Consider the following 16871-nt stretch of genomic DNA (forward strand, 5'->3'; position numbering starts at 1 on the left):
ATGACCGGACTGCTCAACTGGTCGGACGACCACCGCCAGAATTTCACGAAAAAGACCCTGCTGTTTTCGCACAAACTGGCAGGCTCAGACCTGTTCACGGACGAAGCCCTGATCGCCTTAATCGACCGCTATCCGCCGGAAAAGCTTGAAGTGTTCAGCATGGGTTATGATCCGTCCAACTGGGGGCAGTGGTATCTGGGCCGCCGCTCTGGCCTTGATGGCCGCGCCCTGATGGAAGGTGTCAGAGCCGGACGTCTGTGGCTTAATCTGCGTAAGGTTAATCACGCCGATCCGGCTTTTAATGAACTCTGTGGGCGGATGTTTGCCGAACTGGAGTTTGAGACCGACCAAAAGACCCTGAAACCTGATCTGGGGCTGCTGATTTCTTCTCCGAACGCCCATGTGTTTTACCACCTTGATATCCCGCTGGTGATGCTGTGGCAGGTGCGCGGTATCAAAAAACTGTATGTCTATCCACCCAAGACCCCGTTCGTCACCAACCCGAACCTTGAGGGCATCGCGTTGCGTGAAAGCGACGAGCAACTGCCCTATGAGGCGGCGTGGGATGAGGCCGCTATGGTGCATGACCTTAAGCCCGGTGAGATGATCACCTGGCCGCAAAACGCACCGCATCGCATCGTCAATCACGGCATGGTCAATGTGTCGATGTCGATTGAATTCATGACGCCAGCGGCCATCTGGCGCGCCAATGTGCTATACGCCAATGGCTGTTTGCGCCGTTGGTTTGGCCTCAAGCCGGAGATCGATAAGCGCTTTTTGACGTGGGAAGCGGTTAGGATCGCCTATGCCCGCGCCATTAAGGCTTTTGGTGGCTTTAATGGCGCCAAGAGCCCGCTGGTGCCGCGCTTTTCGCTCGACGCGAACAAGCCCGGCGTACCGCAGTTTGATGATGGTGTGGATGTGCCTAAGAAAGCCGCCTAACCGATAGCCGCGCGATAAACCTCCAGCGCCTGCGCGATATCGGCCTTGAGGTCGGCAGGGTCTTCGAGACCGACGTAAAACCGGATCAACGAGCCTTCATAGGCCAAATTCTGTGATTGCCCCAGTTTAGCGCGGCCCATAAGCTGCGGCTCGAAATGGATAGCCAGACTTTCAAACCCGCCCCAGCTAAAGCCCAGCCCGAACAGCTTAAGCGCATTCAAAAACGCGCAGGAGGCGGCTATATTGCCGCCTTTCAGTACTACCGAAAACAGACCGTTAGAACCGGTGAAATCGCGCTTGAACAGATCATGCCCCGGAAAGGACTCCAGCCCCGGATGCAGCACGCGATCCACCAGATCATGACCTTCCAGCCAGCGGGCCAGTTCTAACCCCGACTTGCCGCTTTGCTCCAACCGCAGATGCAGGGTGCGCAAACCCCGGATGGCCAGATAGCTCTCATCGGCCGAGGTGAAGAACGAAAACGCCCGCGACGTGTCATCCAGACGCTTGGCCAAAGCCTTATCCTTGACCGCCACCGTACCGATCAGGATATCGGAATGGCCGCCGACATATTTGGTCAGGGCCTGCATCGACATATCGATGCCGTGATCCAGCGGCTTGAAAAGCACACCGGCGCCATAGGTATTATCGCAAAGCGTCAGTATACCGCGCGCTTTGGCAGCCTTGGCAATGGCCGGAATATCCTGAATATCAAACGTCAGCGACCCCGGCGATTCGACGATGATCAGGGCCGTTTTGTCGTTGGTCAGGGCCATGACCTCATCCGCACTGGCACCGGCATCATAATAGCGGGCGGTCACGCCAAAGCGCGCCATCTGGGTCTGAAGGAACCGGCGGATCGGGCCGTAGCAGCTATTGACACACACCACCTCATCACCGGCCTTAAGGCAGGCTGTGATCGCCAGCGTCAGGGCCGACAGCCCCGTCGGCAGCAGGAATACGTCGGTCGCCCCTTCCAGTTCGCACATCAGGCGCATCAGTTCACGCTGGGTGCTAAGTCCCTCAATGCCGTAGCCCGGCTGAATGCGGTCATCATAAAGATCTTCGGCGCAGGCATAAAGCACGGTCGAACCGCGTTCGACCCCGACATTGACGGCGCGGTGAGACGGCGCCAGATCATAGGTGGCACTGGTCAGGCGGGTACGCTCGGAAACAGACTTCGACATTGAAAATTCCGTATACAGTTGCGGCCCCTTACAACCATTTCGCTTTCTCCTTGGCAACCGATATGTGCAATGACCATTGGTTAGAGATGCTAACCGTATCGCTGAAAAATCGTCGCCTGACGTGACGGCCCCAGTTGTTTAAACAACCATCAGCAAGTAGGAATTTACAAAACCCTCTGATATCCGGAGTGTTTACGCGATCCTGATTTGCGCTGACCATAAGGCTTTGATAGTCTCCGCCAACAAACAGGCCGGACACACAGAAGTATAGGGATAGAACCGATATGACGAAATCCGACGCATCCCGCCGCCAGTTTCTGAAAACCGTCACAGGCGCTGCCTTGATGACAGGTGCAGCTTCTGCGCTTACGGCCTGCGGTAAGCCGGCTACCCAATCCTTGCTTAACGTGTCGTTTGACCCGACCCGCGAGTTCTATTCCGCCTACAATTCCCTGTTTGCGAAAAAATACGCAACCGGCGGAAAGGCTGCCCCCACCTTCAACCAAAGCCACGGCGGCTCAGGCAAGCAGGCGCGCGCGGTCGTCGATGGCCTCAAGGCGGATGTCCTGTCACTGGCTCTGGCCCACGATATTGACGCGGTGGCCGCCACCGGCCTGCTGGCTGCCGATTGGGCGTCGCGCCTGCCGAACAATTCCGTCGCCTATAATTCGACTATTCTGCTGCTGGTGCGCAAAGGCAATCCCAAGGACATCAAGGACTGGGGCGACCTGGTAAAACCGGGGGTTCAGGTCATCACACCAAACCCGAAAACATCAGGGGCGGCGCGCTGGAACTATCTGGTCGCCTACGGTTGGGCGCTCAGAACCAACAATGGCGATGAAGCGAAGGCGCAAGCTTATCTGGAGGCGCTGTTTAAAAATGTGCCGGTACTCGACACTGGCGCGCGCGGGGCGACCACCACCTTCATTCAGCGCGGTCAGGGCGATGTCCTGATCAACTGGGAATCCGAAGCCCTGATGAGTGCGGCCAAGGACGGTGCTCAGTTCGACATCGTCTATCCGTCCCTGTCCATTGCGGCCGATACCCCCGTCGCGTGGGTTGACAAAAACGTCACCGCCAATGGCACCGAAGCGCTGGCCAAGGCCTATCTTGAAGGCCTCTATGATGAGGATGCCCAGACCCTGGCGGCACAGCATTTTTACCGCCCGACCAATCCCGATGTTCTGAAATCCTTTGCGGATCGCTTTCCGGCCATTGAGCAACTGAATATCGATAAGGATTTTGGGGGCTGGACCACGGCCAATGCGCGCCACTTTGAGCAAGGTGCGCTCTTCGACCAGATTTCCGCCAAGATTTTCAAAGCCTAACCTGATTGCAGCGTAAACGCCCCTCATGACGACAGACACAAACCTATCTGCCGGAGACGCCCGTTTGGAAACAAACGGGCGTTCGCCGCATCAGATCAAACCCGAAGGCTTTAAGCCGCCCAAGGCCACCCACAGGACGCAGCACGTCTTGCCGGGCTTTCATGCGTCATTAGGCATTACGCTGACCTATCTGTCGCTGATCGTACTGCTGCCGCTGGTGGCACTGGTGCTCAGACCGTGGGAAGCCGGGCTTGACGGCTTTATACGCACCGTCACTGACGTGCGCGTGGTCAAGGCGTTGCAGTTAAGCTTTACCACCGCCTTTTGGGCCGCGGCCGTCAATCTGATTGCCGGTCTGGTGGTGGCGTGGGTGCTGACACGCTATGAGTTTCCGGGCAAAAAGATCATTGACGCCATTGTCGACCTGCCGTTTGCCCTGCCGACGGCGGTGGCCGGCGTGTCGCTGTCCAGCCTCTATGCCCCCAATGGCTGGGTAGGATCATTGTTTGACCCCTTCGGCATCAAGATCGCCTACACGCCGATTGGGATTTTCATAGCCCTTGTGTTCATCGGCCTGCCGTTTGTGGTGCGCTCGGTTCAGCCCGTTCTGGCCGAATTTGATGCCGAGGTCGAAGAGGCCGCCCTGACCCTTGGGGCCACACCGATGCAGACGGCGATCAAGGTGATTTTGCCGTCATTGGCCCCCGCCCTGATCACCGGCTTTTCGCTGGCCTTTGCCCGTGCCGTCGGGGAATATGGATCGGTCATCTTTATTGCCGGCAATATGCCCTATATTTCCGAGATTTCACCGCTACTGATCGTCATTAAACTCGAAGAGTTTGACTATGCCGGTGCGGCATCGGTGGCCATCGCCATGCTGGCCCTGTCGTTCACCATCCTGCTGGTCACCAACTTTGTTCAGGTGCTCCTGTCCCGCCGAGGCCGCGCATGAAAGTCAAAGCCCCCGAAGCGCCCAAATCACCGGCCGCCCTTGGCCTTATGGCCTTTGCCCTGTTCTGGATCGCGCTGATCATCGTCCTGCCGCTGATCAATGTGTTGTTTGAAGCGTTCCGAACCGGGGTCGCGCCCTATCTTTCGGCCATACTGGAACCCGATGCCGTCAGCGCCATCAAACTCACCCTGCTGGTGGCGGCCATCGCCGTGCCGTTGAATGCCATCTTCGGCATTGCTGCCGCCTGGTGCATCACGCGCTTTGAGTTCAAGGGCAAGGGCCTGTTGCTATCCATCCTTGACCTGCCCTTTACCCTGTCGCCGGTCATTTCCGGCCTGGTGTGGATTCTGCTGTTCGGGGCCCACGGCTGGTTCGGGTCGTGGCTTGATGCCAACAATATCCGCATCGTCTTTGCCCTGCCAGGTCTGGTCATCGCCACGGTTCTGGTCACCCTGCCGTTTGTGGCGCGGGAGTTGATTCCGCTGATGCTTGATCAGGGCACGGATGAGGAAATCGCCGCCGTCACCTTAGGGGCGCGCGGCTGGGACGTGTTTTTCCGCATCACCCTGCCCAACATCAAATGGGCGCTGACGTATGGCGTGCTGCTATGTACCGCCCGTGCGATGGGGGAGTTTGGCGCCGTGTCAATCGTCTCCGGCCACATTCGCGGCCTGACCAACACCCTGCCGCTACACATCGAAGTGTTGTACAACGAATATAATACGGTTGCGGCTTTTGCTACCGCCTCGATTCTGGCGGGGCTGGCCGTCGTGACCCTCATCCTTAAGACCCTGCTTGAGTGGCGTTTTGCCGACGAGCTTTCCGCCCATCGCAGGCACTAACTGTTTTCCGAGATTTTCGCTTATGTCACTGATTGTCAATAACATTACCAAGAGCTTCTCGGATTTTGCCGCGCTCAATCAGGTCTCGTTCGAGACCCATTCCGGTGAGTTTCTGGCCCTGCTCGGCCCGTCAGGGTCGGGTAAAACGACGCTACTGCGCCTGCTGGCCGGTCTTGATCAGCCCGATTCCGGCACGGTCACCTTTGAGGGCGAAGACTATCTGGCGCTCAATGCCCGCGAACGCCGCATCGGCATGGTGTTTCAGTCCTACGCCCTGTTCCGCCACATGACGGTTGAGCAAAACATCGCGTTCGGCCTCAATGTCCGCCCGGCCAAGGAGCGCCCCTCAAAGGCCGAGATCAAGGCCAAGGTGCAGAGCCTTTTAAAGCTCATTCAACTCGAAGACCTGGGCAAGCGCTTTCCGTCGCAACTGTCCGGCGGTCAGCGTCAGCGGGTCGCTCTGGCGCGTGCTCTGGCCATTTCGCCGCGTATCCTGTTGCTGGATGAACCGTTCGGCGCATTGGATGCTCTGGTGCGCAAAGATCTTCGTCGCTGGTTGCGCCGCATCCATGACGAAACCGGTGTGACCACCATTTTTGTGACCCACGATCAGGAAGAAGCGCTGGATCTGGCCGACCGCGTGGTGGTGCTGAAAGATGGCCAGATCGAGCAGATCGGCAAACCGCTTGAACTTTACCGCAAACCGGCCTCCAGTTTCGTGTTCGATTTCCTCGGCACTAACAATCAGGTCACGGCGACGGTCAGTGGCGCAGAGGCCGCGTTCGACGGCTTTACGGTTCCAGCCATCATCACCGGCGACCTGACGGGCGAGCAACTGGTCCGGTTCCGGCCGTTCGATGCCCATGTCTCAAAAGACGGGCCGGGCTTTAAGGGTAAGGTCTTATCGATCCTGCCCGCCGGCGCCAACCTGCGCCTTGAGGTTCAGGCCGAGGACGGCACGGTGTTCGAGACCCAGCACGCCCACGATTCCGACGCCAGCGACCTTGCACTTAACGACACGGTCTATGTGAAGCCGATCAAGGTCTATGTGTTCGGCACGTAACGCTGTCAGATTTCGTTAAGCACCTGTCCCGCCCATCCGGCACGGACTGTTGTGTGTTGACTCGGCCTCTTTATTTATCATACAAATACCTCTCGACAGGCGTTATAATAAAGTTTGCAGGGACACCATTATGCCAACAGATCACTCACGCGCTCTTTTGGTCCGAAGAAAAACCGTTCTTAGCCTGATGTTGCTGGCAGCACTTACGGCAGCATCCGTCCACGCCGAAGAAACTGCCCCTACGCCCGTGCCTCACACGGCCCCCATCCGCCAGATGGCCCCAACTATGGGCTGGAACCCGTGGAACGCGTTTCGCACCGAAGTTACTGAAGACAAAATCATCGCGATTGCAGAAACCCTGAACAGGTCAGGCCTTAAAGCTGCAGGCTATCGTTACATCAATATCGATGACGGCTGGTGGCTTAAGCGCCGTGCCGACGGGCGCATTATCATCCGCACGACTATGTTCCCCAGCGCGGCCCTGCCCGACGGCGAGACGAGCTTTCGCCCGTTTACAGACCGTCTGCATGCTATGAATTTCAAAGTCGGGATCTATACTGATATCGGCCGGAATGTCTGCTCTCAGGCATGGGATGCCAAAAGCCCGAACCTGCCCACAGGCTCTCAGGCCGAACGCGAAGTCGGCTCAATGGGCCATCAGACCGAAGACATGCGTCTGTTCTTCGGTGAATGGAACTTTGATCTGGTCAAGGTCGATGCCTGCGGTCTGGCTGATTTCGGCCCCGACCGGCCTTATGTGAAAAACGATACCTATCGTGCGCTGAAGCCGGCGATTATCCGCGGACGCCCAGATCTGTCCGATATCAATGGCGTTGAAAGCCTGTACCGTGACCTTAAGGCTGCCATTACGCAGGTGCGTCCGAACGATGACGTTATTCTATCAATCTGCACCTGGGGCGAAGCCGATGTCGCCCGCTGGGGCCATAAGTATGGCCAGCAATGGCGAACCAGCGCCGACATCCGCGCCAACTGGGCATCGATGCTGCACAATTTCGATACCGCTGTCTCTGGCATCACAGCCACACCATCAGGCCGGGGCAATGATCCGGACATGCTCGAAATCGGCAACGGCGACTTTGATGTCCGCCATCTGACTGAGGCGCGTGCCCATATGTCGATGTGGGCGATTATCGGAGCACCGCTTATCCTTGGCTCAGACCTCACCAAATGGTCGCAAGACCTGATCGATATCGCTGGCAATCGCAACGTCATTGCCGTCAATCAAGACATAGCGGGGCGACCGAGGGTTATATCTTCGGATGCGCGCATCCAGATAATTACAAGGCCCCTCAGCACACCCGGTACTCAGGCGGTGGCCCTGATCAATCGCGGCGCAAACCCGCAGACGGCCTCAGTCAACCGTGCGCAACTGGGGCTGACCGCTACGTCTGAGGTGACCCTGCGCGACCTGTGGCTCGATACGACACAGAAACTGGTGGGCGATGTGCTAACAGTTACCCTTGCTCCCCGTGAGACGTTTCTGGTACTGATAACAACGCAGCCTTAATCCCCAAACCCGTAGCTATACCCGCACAACACACTTTCGAACGCCACGCACAGGCTGGCGCGGATAGCGTCCGATTGCGCATCGGCAGCCTTAAGCCGAGCCGGACTGTCATGCAGTTCCCCATTACGCGGCCAGATTTTCTCATAGCGGAAGACATGAAACCGGATCTTTGAGGTCGTGGTGGCGGCACGCACCATGTCGTCAACATTACGGCGGCTGTCGTCAACAAAGACGATATCGGTAAAGGGCTTGGGGGCGATGGACGCGGCCAGAAGTTGCACCATCACGCCCTTATCCTGCCCAGCCGCCAGCATGATCCCGTCTGAGACGGTGATATCGCGATGCGGCCCGTCCGGCAAAGTCACCTTGAGCTTTTGAGCGGCCTTGCGGATTTCGTCATCGCCCAGACGCCCGCGCCGGGTGCACAGCGGTTTGACACATTCGGGTGCGGCACTGAAATCATAGCCCGCGGCGATAAGCGCCCGCTCGGTCGCCCCGCGCAGTTCGCTCCCGCGCGCGCTTAGGGTATAGACCGGAATCCCCGCCGTTTGCAGGTCGCGCACAAGCTGCGGGCCGTCACCTTGCGTCGGTTTCAGACCCGCCAGCGTCAGCCACAGGGCCTGTTCATACAGGATCACGTCGCGCTGTTCACCTTGGGCTCCGTCAAGCTTGCCGCCCAGCCAGCCCTCAGACCCCAGATCGCCCGGCACGGTCAGCAGGGTGTCATCAATATCAAACACCACCAGCACGCGCTTTGACCTGTCGGCCTTGAGACTATGAGCCAGATCGGTGGCGACTTTCAGGTCGGTTATGGACGCAAACCCCGCAGCCTGCGCCACAGCCGTTGAGGCCATCATCCACGCCGCCGCACATATCCCTGCCCAAATTTTCATCACGCATCCTTGCGACCGTTTCATAAGATACCTCTGGCAAACCCGAAAACGCTCACACGGTCAAGGTTTAAGCGGCCAAAATCGCACCGAACCCTTGACCCCTGCCCGCAAACGGCCTAATCCCCGCCCCGTGCAAGAGGTGCCGTGAGAACGGCTTAATAGGGAACCGGGTGTAATCCCCGGACTGTCCCCGCAACTGTAAGCGCTAAGTTTTCGGCCATATGCCACTGAAGATGACTTCGGGAAGGCGGTCGCAAATGTCTGAGGCGCAAGTCAGGAGACCTGCCCTTTGCTGTCGTCCTTTGCGTGATCGGGGTGTGTCACAAGAGCGGGAGCGTTTCCTGAGCGGCGATATGTTTGACAGCGCGGATCGATGATCCGTGGCTGTTGCTTCGTCTGCGAAAGACTATACGACCCATGCGAACCTACCTTATTCCCGCCCTGACCACCGCCTCAGCCCTGGCGCTAATGACCGTGGCCGGTCACGCCAGATCAGAAAATATCACCGAAGTTGTGGTCTCCGTCACCCGTGAGCCCGTCGCCCTGTCAAAGGTCGGCCAGAGCGTCACCGTGTTTGATGCCACCACCATTGAGGCCCGTCAGGAACTGTTCCTCGGCGACCTGATCGCCCAGTCCCCGTCCGTCTCGATCGCCCAGACCGGCGGGCCCGGTCAGGTCGGCACCGCCCGTTTCCGCGGCGCGGAAAGCGACCGGAGCCTGTTCATCATCGACGGCGTAAAGCTGGGCGATCCGTCCCAGATCGGCGGCGGGCTGAACCTCGGCCTTTTGGCGCTCAATGATGCCGAGCGCGTCGAAGTCCTGCGCGGCCCTCTATCGACCCTGTGGGGCTCTCAGGCCATCGGCGGCGTGGTCGCCATCACCACCCGCACCCCGAAAAAACCACTGGAAGCGCGCGTCTCTGTCGAAGGACTGGACGACTATGTCACCGCCCGCGCCTCGATCGGCGGCAAGGCTGATCGCCTGACCTGGGGCCTGTCGGGGGCCTATATAGACGATGAAGGCGTGTCGTCACTGCGCACAGGTTCAGAAAAAGATGGCTTTGAGCAAAAGCACCTCAACGGTTATCTGAACTACGCCCTGACCGACACATCTGGCCTGCGCGCCCGCGTGAGCCATACCGAAAGCGATTACGATTTCGATGGCTATGATGCGTCGTTTGCTCTGGCCGATACCCGCGACTTTGGCACGCAGGATGAAACGGTGGCCAGCGCCGGTTATTACAATCAAATGCTGGATGGCCGTCTGAAAAACAGCGTCACCGTCTCACAGACCAAGACCGAGCGCGAAACCTCGGATCTGGCCAACGCGACCTCCTATCCGTTTGAGGGCCGCCAGACCAGCTATGACTATACCGGCGCCTATAAGCTATCGGACGCGACCCAGTTCGTATTCGGCGCGTCATCCGAACGCTCAAAAATCATCACCGCCGGCCTTGTCAAATCCGTGACCCTGAACGGCCTGTTCGCGCAGGTGCGTCAGGATATCGATGCCCTGACCCTGAACGCCAGCATCCGCCGCGACGACCACTCGACCTTTGGTGACAATACCATCGGCCAGATCGCGGCCGCCTATACCCTCAGTGACACCGTGGTTCTGCACGCAAGCCTGGGGCAGGGTTTCAAGGCCCCAAGCCTCTATCAGCTTTATGACGGCTGGTCGGGCAATGTCGCCCTTAAGCCAGAAGAGGCCACCAATATCGACTTCGGAGTCGATGTTTACGGTGCCAACAATGGCCGCTATGGCGTGTCGGTATTTGGTCGCAAGACCGAAAACCAGATCGACTATGATATGTCGACCTTCACCTATGGCAATATCGCCCAGACCAAGGCCTACGGCATTGAACTGGAAGCCGCCCGTGATCTGACCGATAACGTGTCCGTTTCCGGTAACTATAGCCACATCATCGCCCGCGACAACGCTAAGGACAGCTTCACCTATAAGAACGATCTGGGTCGAGCCCCTAAGCATATGGCCAATGCCCATATCGACTGGCAGGCGACGCAGGCCTTATCGCTCGGCGCCTCCGCGCGCTATGCCGGTAAGTCGTTTGAAAATATCTATAATGCCCGTGAACTGGGGGCCTACACTCTGGTCGATCTGCGGGCCGCATACCGCGTGAACGACACGGTCACCGTCTTTGGCCGCATTGAGAACGCCACCGACGAAGACTATGAAACAGCGGCCAATTACGGCTCCACCGGGCGTCGTCTGTGGCTCGGCATTCGCGCCAATATGTATTAATAGTGTCACCAAGAAAGGCTAAAAGCTTAACGGGAGTTAAGCCTGTCGGGAGCGCTTTCCCTATGGCTTTTTTATTCTCCGCCGGTCTACCCATAGACGTCCCGCCAACCCTATAAAGGCGGAATATATAGCTTTAAGTCTTTCTTTTATTTCTTTTTTGTCCTCCCATTAAAAAGGCCTCATGGTTCCCGTGAGGCCTTTTTATTGTTTATGGGAAATTAATTTTATACCGCATTCTTATTCGGCCAGTCACCGGATTTTCCGCCCGACTTAGACGTAACTTCGATGCCCTCCAGGCGCATGGTCTTATCGACGGCTTTGAGCATGTCATAAAGCGCCAGGCCCGCTACGCTGACCGCCGTCAGCGCTTCCATCTCAACCCCGGTCGGGCCGGTGGTCTTCACCACAGCCTCAATATCAAAACCGGCCCCATCATCCATAGCCGTGATCCGGACCTCGACCTTGGACAGGGCCAGAGGGTGACATAGGGGAATAAGATCAGCCGTACGCTTGGCGCCCATGATACCCGCCAGCTCGGCGGTGGTGATCACCGCCCCCTTGGGTGCCTTACCATCGCGGACGATCGCCACAGTCTCCGCCGCACAGATCAGCCGCCCGCGCGCGGTGGCGACCCGTGCCGTTGCAGCCTTTTCGGACACATCGACCATGTGCGCGCGGCCATCGCCGCCAATATGGCTCAATTCAGTTGTCATCTTCCCACCTTTTTCTGTCGGCCTGATCGGCGGCGGTCGGTTCGATCCAGCGCTCCGCACCGGCCCCCTGCTCGCGCTTCCAGAACGCGGCCTCTGATTTCAGCCGGTCCATCATGTAATCCGCCGCTTCAAATGCGGCCCGCCGGTGGGCCGAAGCTGCCGCGACAAAAACAATATCCTCACCCGCCTTCACTTGACCGCAGCGATGCAGCACCATGACCCGCGCCACATCAAAACGCGCGCAGGCAGCTTGTGCTACCGCCTCCATACTGGCTTCGGTCATGCCCGGATACCAGTCGAGGTACAGATGATCGACGGCACCGCCCGCCTTATCGACGGGGCGCACCTTGCCGGTAAAGGTGACGATGGCGCCATCTGCACTTTCAGAAAAGGCCTGAAAGGCAGCTTTGCTGTCCAAAGCCTCCGGCAACAGCCGTACAATCATATGATCCATGCGCTACCATAGCCGAGACCTTTGGTGCAGGCAAAGCGCGGAAATGGTCAAAAAATGCAAACCGGTTTTATAACACCTCAAGAATCGCCCCCTGTGCCCATCAGGAGACGCAAACGCAATTTATGCTCATTTGCGCGTTTACAACCTGAGATTTTTTACGACTTCCTTATTTTAAACAAGATTGGTGTGCAAGGCGGTCGCATTATCAAACACAAAAACCACAGAAAGCTTCGAAATCAGCGAAATCAGGCATTTTATTAGTGTCATTTACACCTGCTATGATAGGCTGATTTTGTTATTTGAGCGTTGATTGTTTTCGTTAGACTATTTTCGGTTTGGATTAGATGGGCCCTGTGCATTTCCAGATGTTGCGCCTTTTGGCCTCCACACCTTTTTTTGGAAAAAAGCCTCAGCGTCTGACTATCCCGTCCGCTGATGACCAAATCGCCTATAAAAACCTCCTCCATCGCCCGCAAGTCAGCCTCGACCTGAGCGAACTTAAAGAATTCTATAATGGTAAACGCATACTGATCACCGGGGCCGGTGGCTCCATCGGCTCGGAGATCGCCCAGCAGGTCGTTGATATGGGTGCGGCCCATGTCAGTCTGGTCGAGAACTCCGAGTTAGCGCTCTATTCCATTGATCAGGCGCTGGGGCTTAAAGTCGGGTTTTCTATGACCAAACGCGCTATTCTTTGCGATATTCGTCGCAAGGATAGATTGATGAGCGTGGTGCGAACTGAACGCCCGGACATCATTTTCCATGCCGCCGCCTTAAAGCATGTGCCGATGGTCGAGCAGAACCCTTCTGAGGGGGTGTTGACCAATGTGCTGGGTACGCAGAACCTGATCGAAGTGGCCAATACCTGCAAGGTGGCGCAACTGGTCATGATTTCCTCGGATAAGGCCGTAGCCCCGTCATCGCTTATGGGGGCGACCAAACGGCTGGCGGAACATCTGATCCGTCATAATGGCCTCAAATCCTCGGCCTATACGCAGGCCTGCGTGGTGCGATTTGGTAATGTGCTGGGCTCGACCGGCTCGGTCGTGCCACTATTCCGGTCTCAGATTGAGCGCGGTGGTCCGATTACCATCACCGACCCCAAGGCCGAACGCTTTTTCATGACGATCCTTGAGGCGGTTCAGCTTGTGCTGCAGGCCGCGCTTCAGAACACCAAATCCAGCGCCGATATGCCGAATCTCTATGTTCTGGAAATGGGCACGCCGGTAAAGATTGTCGATCTGGCCAAGCGTATGATCAGGCTCTATGGCCTCAAGGCCGGACGCGACATCGAGATCAAGTTCATCGGCCTGCGTGACGGTGAAAAGCTGACCGAAGACCTGACCGATATTGATGAGACTCAGGCGCCGGTCATGCCCGGTATTTTTGAGGTCGTCAGCCAGAACGAAACCCACGTCATTGAACCGGAAGACTTGGAGCGTCTGTTCCAGATTGCCTCTAAGTCCGAGGATGACCTGGTGCGATCCCTGCTGTTTTCATTCGTCAACAAGATCCACCGGCCGCAGACAAACCTCACCGCCGCCGCTGAATAAAACAAACCCCGGAAGTTAACTTCCGGGGTTTTTCGCAAAGTTCTTAATCCTTGAACGGATCTTCGGCATCGGGATCGTCTTCGGTCAGAAACTCAAACCAGATGCCATTTAGGACACCGAAAGTCACGGCCAGTCCCAATCCTAAAATCCATGTAAAATACCACATCTCATTTTTCCTTACAGAAGCAGAAAATTTTCGCAGAGCCGCCTCAAGAAAATTTTCTTCGTTATTGAGGAAGGGAGTTCATGAGGGAAACCTGGGTTTCCTCATGAAACAAACAAAGGGGGCACATGGGGGAAAGTTATTTCCCCCATGATATCAATACATATCCGGGTTCGTTCTGATATTTTGGATACCCACCCGCCCGAACAGAACCTTGTAAACCCACGCCGTATAGGCCAGCACCATCGGCAGCAAGACCACCGTCACCAGAAGCATGACAAACAGGGTCATGTGTGAACTGGACGCTGTCCAGACCAGAAGGCTTGAGTTCGCATCCAGCGTCGACGGCAGGATAATCGGGAACATGGACGCCCCAACGGAACCAATGATACCGAAAATCCCCAGAGATGATCCACCAAAGGCCAGAGCCTCCGACTTAAGCTTAAGCCCGATCAGCGCCAGCACGGGCCCGGCAAAGCCCACAATCGGTGCAATCCACATCCACGGATAGGTGGCGTAGTTGGTAAGCCACGCCCCCGCTGCGGGCACCACTTCGGCCCGGCGCGGATTGGAGACGCCGCTGGCCGCCACATCACCTGTCAACTGGTAACCCAAATTGCCAAATTTGAGGAACATGAAGCCAAACGCAAACAGGACGATCAGGGCAATGCCGGCGACAAAGCCATAGGTCATGGCGCGTTTGTGAACCTCGCCGCGCTCCAGCTTAAGACCGAGCCAGGTCGCTCCTTGCAAAACCACCATAGCCACCGAGGTCAGACCGCACAGTACGGTGAACGGCGTAAACAGCCCCAGCAAACCGCCTTCATAGGTAATGCGCAGATCGCTATCGAGACGGAAGGGCGCACCACTCAGCACGTTGCCGATGGCCACACCAAAAACAAGCGTCGGTACGAATCCACCGATAAACAGCGCCCAGTCCCAGTTCCGGCGCCAGGCCTTGCCCGGCCGCTTAGAGCGGTACTTAAAGCCCACCGGCCGCAGGATCATAGACATCAGCACCACGAACATCGCCAGATAAAAGCCGGAGAAACTGACGGCATAGACAAACGGCCAGGCGGCGAAAATGGCCCCGCCACCGAGGATAAACCACACCTGATTGCCTTCCCAGGTGGCCGAGATCGTATTGATAACAGCCCGGCGCTCTTCGTCAGTTTTAGCAACAAACGGCAGCAGGGTCGCTACGCCCATGTCAAAACCATCCATGATGGCAAAGCCGATCAGCAAAACCCCGATCAATGCCCACCAGATGACCCTTAAGGTCTGATAGTCCAATGGCAATTCCATAATTGCACTCCTTAAATTCGTTTCGGGGGTTACTCGGCCGGACCGGCCACGCCGCGTCCATCGGCCAGCGGGCTGGCGTCCGGTTCATCGTGCATGTGGCCCATCTTGGCCGCATAGGGTCCTTTTTTGATCGTCTTGATCATGAGTTTGACTTCAATGACCGCCAGTGTGCCGTACATCAGGGTAAAGCCGATGATGGTCATCCATATCTGCGACTTGGTGAGAGATGAGGCCCCCATAAAGGTCGGCAGAACCCCTTCGACCGCCCAGGGCTGACGCCCGATTTCGGCCAGCATCCACCCCGCTTCGATGGCTATCCACGGCAGCGGCATAGCCAGTACACACAGGCGCAGGAACCAGCGCGTATACTCGGCTTTGCGCAGCGACACCAAAATGAAAGCCACCGCAAACAGCGCAATCATAGCCACCCCGATCCCCGCCATAATCCGGAACGTCCAGAACATGACCGGCACGTTCGGGATAACATCCAGTGAGGCTTTGACGATTTGCTCATTGGTCGCTGTACGCGGATCGCTGACATAAGCCTTCAGCAGATAGCCATAGCCGAGATCGCGCTTATGGGCTTCGAACTGCGCACGGGCGGCAATATCGGCTTCGTTGACTTTCAGCTTTTCAACCGCATCATAGGCAAGGATGCCGGAACGGATGCGATCTTCAGCATGATCGACCAGTTCCAGAATACCGACGACCGGACGATCCAGACTGCGGGTCGAAATCAGACCCAGCACATAGGGAACTTTGATCTCCAGATCAGTATGCTGGGTCTGCATGTTCGGAATACCAAACAGGGTAAGCCCCGCAGGCGCCGGCTCGGTGTGCCACATGGCCTCTAACGCGGCCAGTTTCATCTTCTGGTTATCGGTCAGGGCGTAGCCTGACTCATCGCCCAGAACCACCACCGACAGGGAGGACGCCAGACCAAAGGCTGCGGCCACCGCCATAGAACGCTTGGCGACACTCACCCACTTACCTTTCAGCAGGTAGATGGCTGAGATACCGAGCACAAAGACCGCAGCGCAGACATAGCCTGCCGACACCGTATGGACGAACTTGGCCTGGGCGATCGGGTTGAACAGCACGGCCATGAAGTCGTTGACTTCCATGCGCATGGTCGCCGGATTGAACTCCGCCCCAACTGGATTTTGCATCCAGCCGTTGGCGATCAAAATCCATAGAGCCGACAGGTTGGTGCCCAACGCCACCAGAAACGTCACCATAAGGTGCCCGACGCGCGACAGCTTATCCCAGCCAAAGAACATCAGGCCGACAAAGGTGGCCTCCAGGAAAAAAGCCATCAGCCCTTCGATCGCCAGCGGCGCCCCGAAGATGTCGCCAACAAAGTGCGAAAAATACGACCAGTTGGTGCCGAACTGAAACTCCATGGTAAGGCCCGTGGCCACACCCAGCACAAAGTTGATCCCGAACAGTGTCCCCCAGAAGCGGGTGACGGTCCGCCATATTTCACGCCGCGTCAGAACATAGACGCTTTCCATGATGACCAGCATAAAAGACAGGCCGAGCGTCAGCGGCACAAACAAGAAGTGATAAAGCGCAGTCAAAGCAAATTGCAGACGCGATAACTCAACGGTACTTAAATCCATAATAATTCCCCGTGCCCGTTCAACATTCCGATAATTATCCTACACAAATTGTATTCCCGTCATG

The 16871-nt window shown here is 57.0% G+C and carries 15 protein-coding genes and 1 riboswitch; of the genes, 8 read left to right on the plus strand and 7 right to left on the minus strand.

Annotation, left to right across the window (positions count from 1 at the left end; genetic code table 11):
- A complete protein-coding gene (locus tag PQU98_RS07935) occupies positions 1-942 on the plus strand; it encodes a cupin domain-containing protein (RefSeq protein ID WP_272744361.1) in 942 nt (313 codons plus the stop codon).
- Here PQU98_RS07935 and metC read toward each other — a convergent pair.
- Positions 939-2129, minus strand: coding sequence for a cystathionine beta-lyase (gene metC, locus PQU98_RS07940; RefSeq protein WP_272744362.1), 1191 nt, complete (start codon positions 2127-2129; stop codon positions 939-941). The genes PQU98_RS07935 and metC overlap by 4 nt on opposite strands.
- 284 nt (positions 2130-2413) lie before the next feature.
- Here metC and PQU98_RS07945 point away from each other — a divergent pair, with 284 nt between their 5' ends.
- From PQU98_RS07945 to PQU98_RS07965, 5 genes are all read left to right on the plus strand, one after another.
- On the plus strand, positions 2414-3457 hold the full coding sequence (locus PQU98_RS07945) for a sulfate ABC transporter substrate-binding protein (protein WP_272744363.1): 1044 nt from the start codon (positions 2414-2416) through the stop codon (positions 3455-3457).
- A 25-nt stretch (positions 3458-3482) separates the two neighbouring features.
- Positions 3483-4409, plus strand: coding sequence for a sulfate ABC transporter permease subunit CysT (gene cysT, locus PQU98_RS07950; RefSeq protein WP_272744364.1), 927 nt, complete (start codon positions 3483-3485; stop codon positions 4407-4409).
- Positions 4406-5251, plus strand: a complete 846-nt coding sequence (gene cysW / locus PQU98_RS07955; protein ID WP_272744365.1) for a sulfate ABC transporter permease subunit CysW — start codon at positions 4406-4408, stop codon at positions 5249-5251. The genes cysT and cysW overlap by 4 nt, the downstream gene beginning before the upstream one ends.
- A gap of 22 nt (positions 5252-5273) precedes the next feature.
- Entirely contained in the window at positions 5274-6314 is a 1041-nt protein-coding gene (locus tag PQU98_RS07960; protein WP_272744366.1) for a sulfate/molybdate ABC transporter ATP-binding protein, read from the plus strand.
- A 130-nt stretch (positions 6315-6444) separates the two neighbouring features.
- Positions 6445-7842, plus strand: a complete 1398-nt coding sequence (locus tag PQU98_RS07965) for a glycoside hydrolase family 27 protein (RefSeq protein ID WP_272744367.1) — start codon at positions 6445-6447, stop codon at positions 7840-7842.
- Here the strand turns inward: PQU98_RS07965 and PQU98_RS07970 are convergent.
- Positions 7839-8735 carry a DUF2608 domain-containing protein gene (locus PQU98_RS07970; RefSeq protein WP_272744368.1) on the minus strand — a complete coding sequence of 299 codons (897 nt, stop codon included), beginning with the start codon at positions 8733-8735 and terminating at the stop codon, positions 7839-7841. The genes PQU98_RS07965 and PQU98_RS07970 overlap by 4 nt on opposite strands.
- Positions 8736-8855: 120 nt before the next feature.
- A riboswitch (cobalamin riboswitch) is annotated at positions 8856-9039 on the plus strand.
- A 113-nt stretch (positions 9040-9152) separates the two neighbouring features.
- Here PQU98_RS07970 and PQU98_RS07975 point away from each other — a divergent pair.
- On the plus strand, positions 9153-10997 hold the full coding sequence (locus PQU98_RS07975) for a TonB-dependent receptor plug domain-containing protein (RefSeq protein ID WP_272744369.1): 1845 nt from the start codon (positions 9153-9155) through the stop codon (positions 10995-10997).
- A 224-nt stretch (positions 10998-11221) separates the two neighbouring features.
- Here PQU98_RS07975 and moaC read toward each other — a convergent pair whose 3' ends face one another.
- Complete coding sequence (gene moaC / locus PQU98_RS07980) at positions 11222-11710, minus strand: cyclic pyranopterin monophosphate synthase MoaC (RefSeq protein WP_272744370.1); 489 nt, start codon at positions 11708-11710, stop codon at positions 11222-11224.
- Complete coding sequence (locus PQU98_RS07985; RefSeq protein WP_272744371.1) at positions 11700-12164, minus strand: molybdenum cofactor biosynthesis protein MoaE; 465 nt, start codon at positions 12162-12164, stop codon at positions 11700-11702. Before PQU98_RS07985 ends, moaC begins: the two co-directional genes overlap by 11 nt.
- A 344-nt stretch (positions 12165-12508) precedes the next feature.
- On the opposite strand from PQU98_RS07985, the gene PQU98_RS07990 reads away from it, so the two are divergent.
- Positions 12509-13717, plus strand: coding sequence for a polysaccharide biosynthesis protein (locus tag PQU98_RS07990; protein WP_272744372.1), 1209 nt, complete (start codon positions 12509-12511; stop codon positions 13715-13717).
- Between the two features lie 43 nt (positions 13718-13760).
- Here the strand turns inward: PQU98_RS07990 and cydX are convergent, their stop codons facing one another.
- From cydX to PQU98_RS08005, 3 genes are all read right to left on the minus strand, one after another.
- A complete protein-coding gene (gene cydX / locus PQU98_RS07995) occupies positions 13761-13883 on the minus strand; it encodes a cytochrome bd-I oxidase subunit CydX (protein ID WP_272744373.1) in 123 nt (40 codons plus the stop codon).
- Between the two features lie 153 nt (positions 13884-14036).
- Entirely contained in the window at positions 14037-15185 is a 1149-nt protein-coding gene (gene cydB / locus PQU98_RS08000; protein WP_272744374.1) for a cytochrome d ubiquinol oxidase subunit II, read from the minus strand.
- A gap of 29 nt (positions 15186-15214) precedes the next feature.
- Complete coding sequence (locus PQU98_RS08005) at positions 15215-16807, minus strand: cytochrome ubiquinol oxidase subunit I (RefSeq protein ID WP_272744375.1); 1593 nt, start codon at positions 16805-16807, stop codon at positions 15215-15217.
- Between the last annotated feature and the right edge of the window lie 64 nt (positions 16808-16871).

It is taken from the genome of Asticcacaulis machinosus (genome assembly GCF_028550435.1).
Lineage (GTDB): Bacteria > Pseudomonadota > Alphaproteobacteria > Caulobacterales > Caulobacteraceae > Asticcacaulis > Asticcacaulis machinosus.

Excerpts from the sequence above, each read along its gene's own strand:
- cydB (WP_272744374.1), bottom strand. The coding sequence starts at position 15,185 with ATGGAATTGCCATTGGACTATCAGACCTTAAGGGTCATCTGGTGGGCA.
- PQU98_RS07970 (WP_272744368.1), bottom strand. The coding sequence starts at position 8,735 with ATGAAAATTTGGGCAGGGATATGTGCGGCGGCGTGGATGATGGCCTCA.
- PQU98_RS07975 (WP_272744369.1), top strand. The coding sequence starts at position 9,153 with ATGCGAACCTACCTTATTCCCGCCCTGACCACCGCCTCAGCCCTGGCG.
- PQU98_RS07935 (WP_272744361.1), top strand. The coding sequence starts at position 1 with ATGACCGGACTGCTCAACTGGTCGGACGACCACCGCCAGAATTTCACG.
- cydX (WP_272744373.1), bottom strand. The coding sequence starts at position 13,883 with ATGTGGTATTTTACATGGATTTTAGGATTGGGACTGGCCGTGACTTTC.
- moaC (WP_272744370.1), bottom strand. The coding sequence starts at position 11,710 with ATGACAACTGAATTGAGCCATATTGGCGGCGATGGCCGCGCGCACATG.
- PQU98_RS07965 (WP_272744367.1), top strand. The coding sequence starts at position 6,445 with ATGCCAACAGATCACTCACGCGCTCTTTTGGTCCGAAGAAAAACCGTT.
- PQU98_RS07985 (WP_272744371.1), bottom strand. The coding sequence starts at position 12,164 with ATGGATCATATGATTGTACGGCTGTTGCCGGAGGCTTTGGACAGCAAA.
- PQU98_RS07960 (WP_272744366.1), top strand. The coding sequence starts at position 5,274 with ATGTCACTGATTGTCAATAACATTACCAAGAGCTTCTCGGATTTTGCC.
- PQU98_RS07990 (WP_272744372.1), top strand. The coding sequence starts at position 12,509 with ATGGGCCCTGTGCATTTCCAGATGTTGCGCCTTTTGGCCTCCACACCT.
- cysT (WP_272744364.1), top strand. The coding sequence starts at position 3,483 with ATGACGACAGACACAAACCTATCTGCCGGAGACGCCCGTTTGGAAACA.
- PQU98_RS08005 (WP_272744375.1), bottom strand. The coding sequence starts at position 16,807 with ATGGATTTAAGTACCGTTGAGTTATCGCGTCTGCAATTTGCTTTGACT.
- metC (WP_272744362.1), bottom strand. The coding sequence starts at position 2,129 with ATGTCGAAGTCTGTTTCCGAGCGTACCCGCCTGACCAGTGCCACCTAT.
- PQU98_RS07945 (WP_272744363.1), top strand. The coding sequence starts at position 2,414 with ATGACGAAATCCGACGCATCCCGCCGCCAGTTTCTGAAAACCGTCACA.
- cysW (WP_272744365.1), top strand. The coding sequence starts at position 4,406 with ATGAAAGTCAAAGCCCCCGAAGCGCCCAAATCACCGGCCGCCCTTGGC.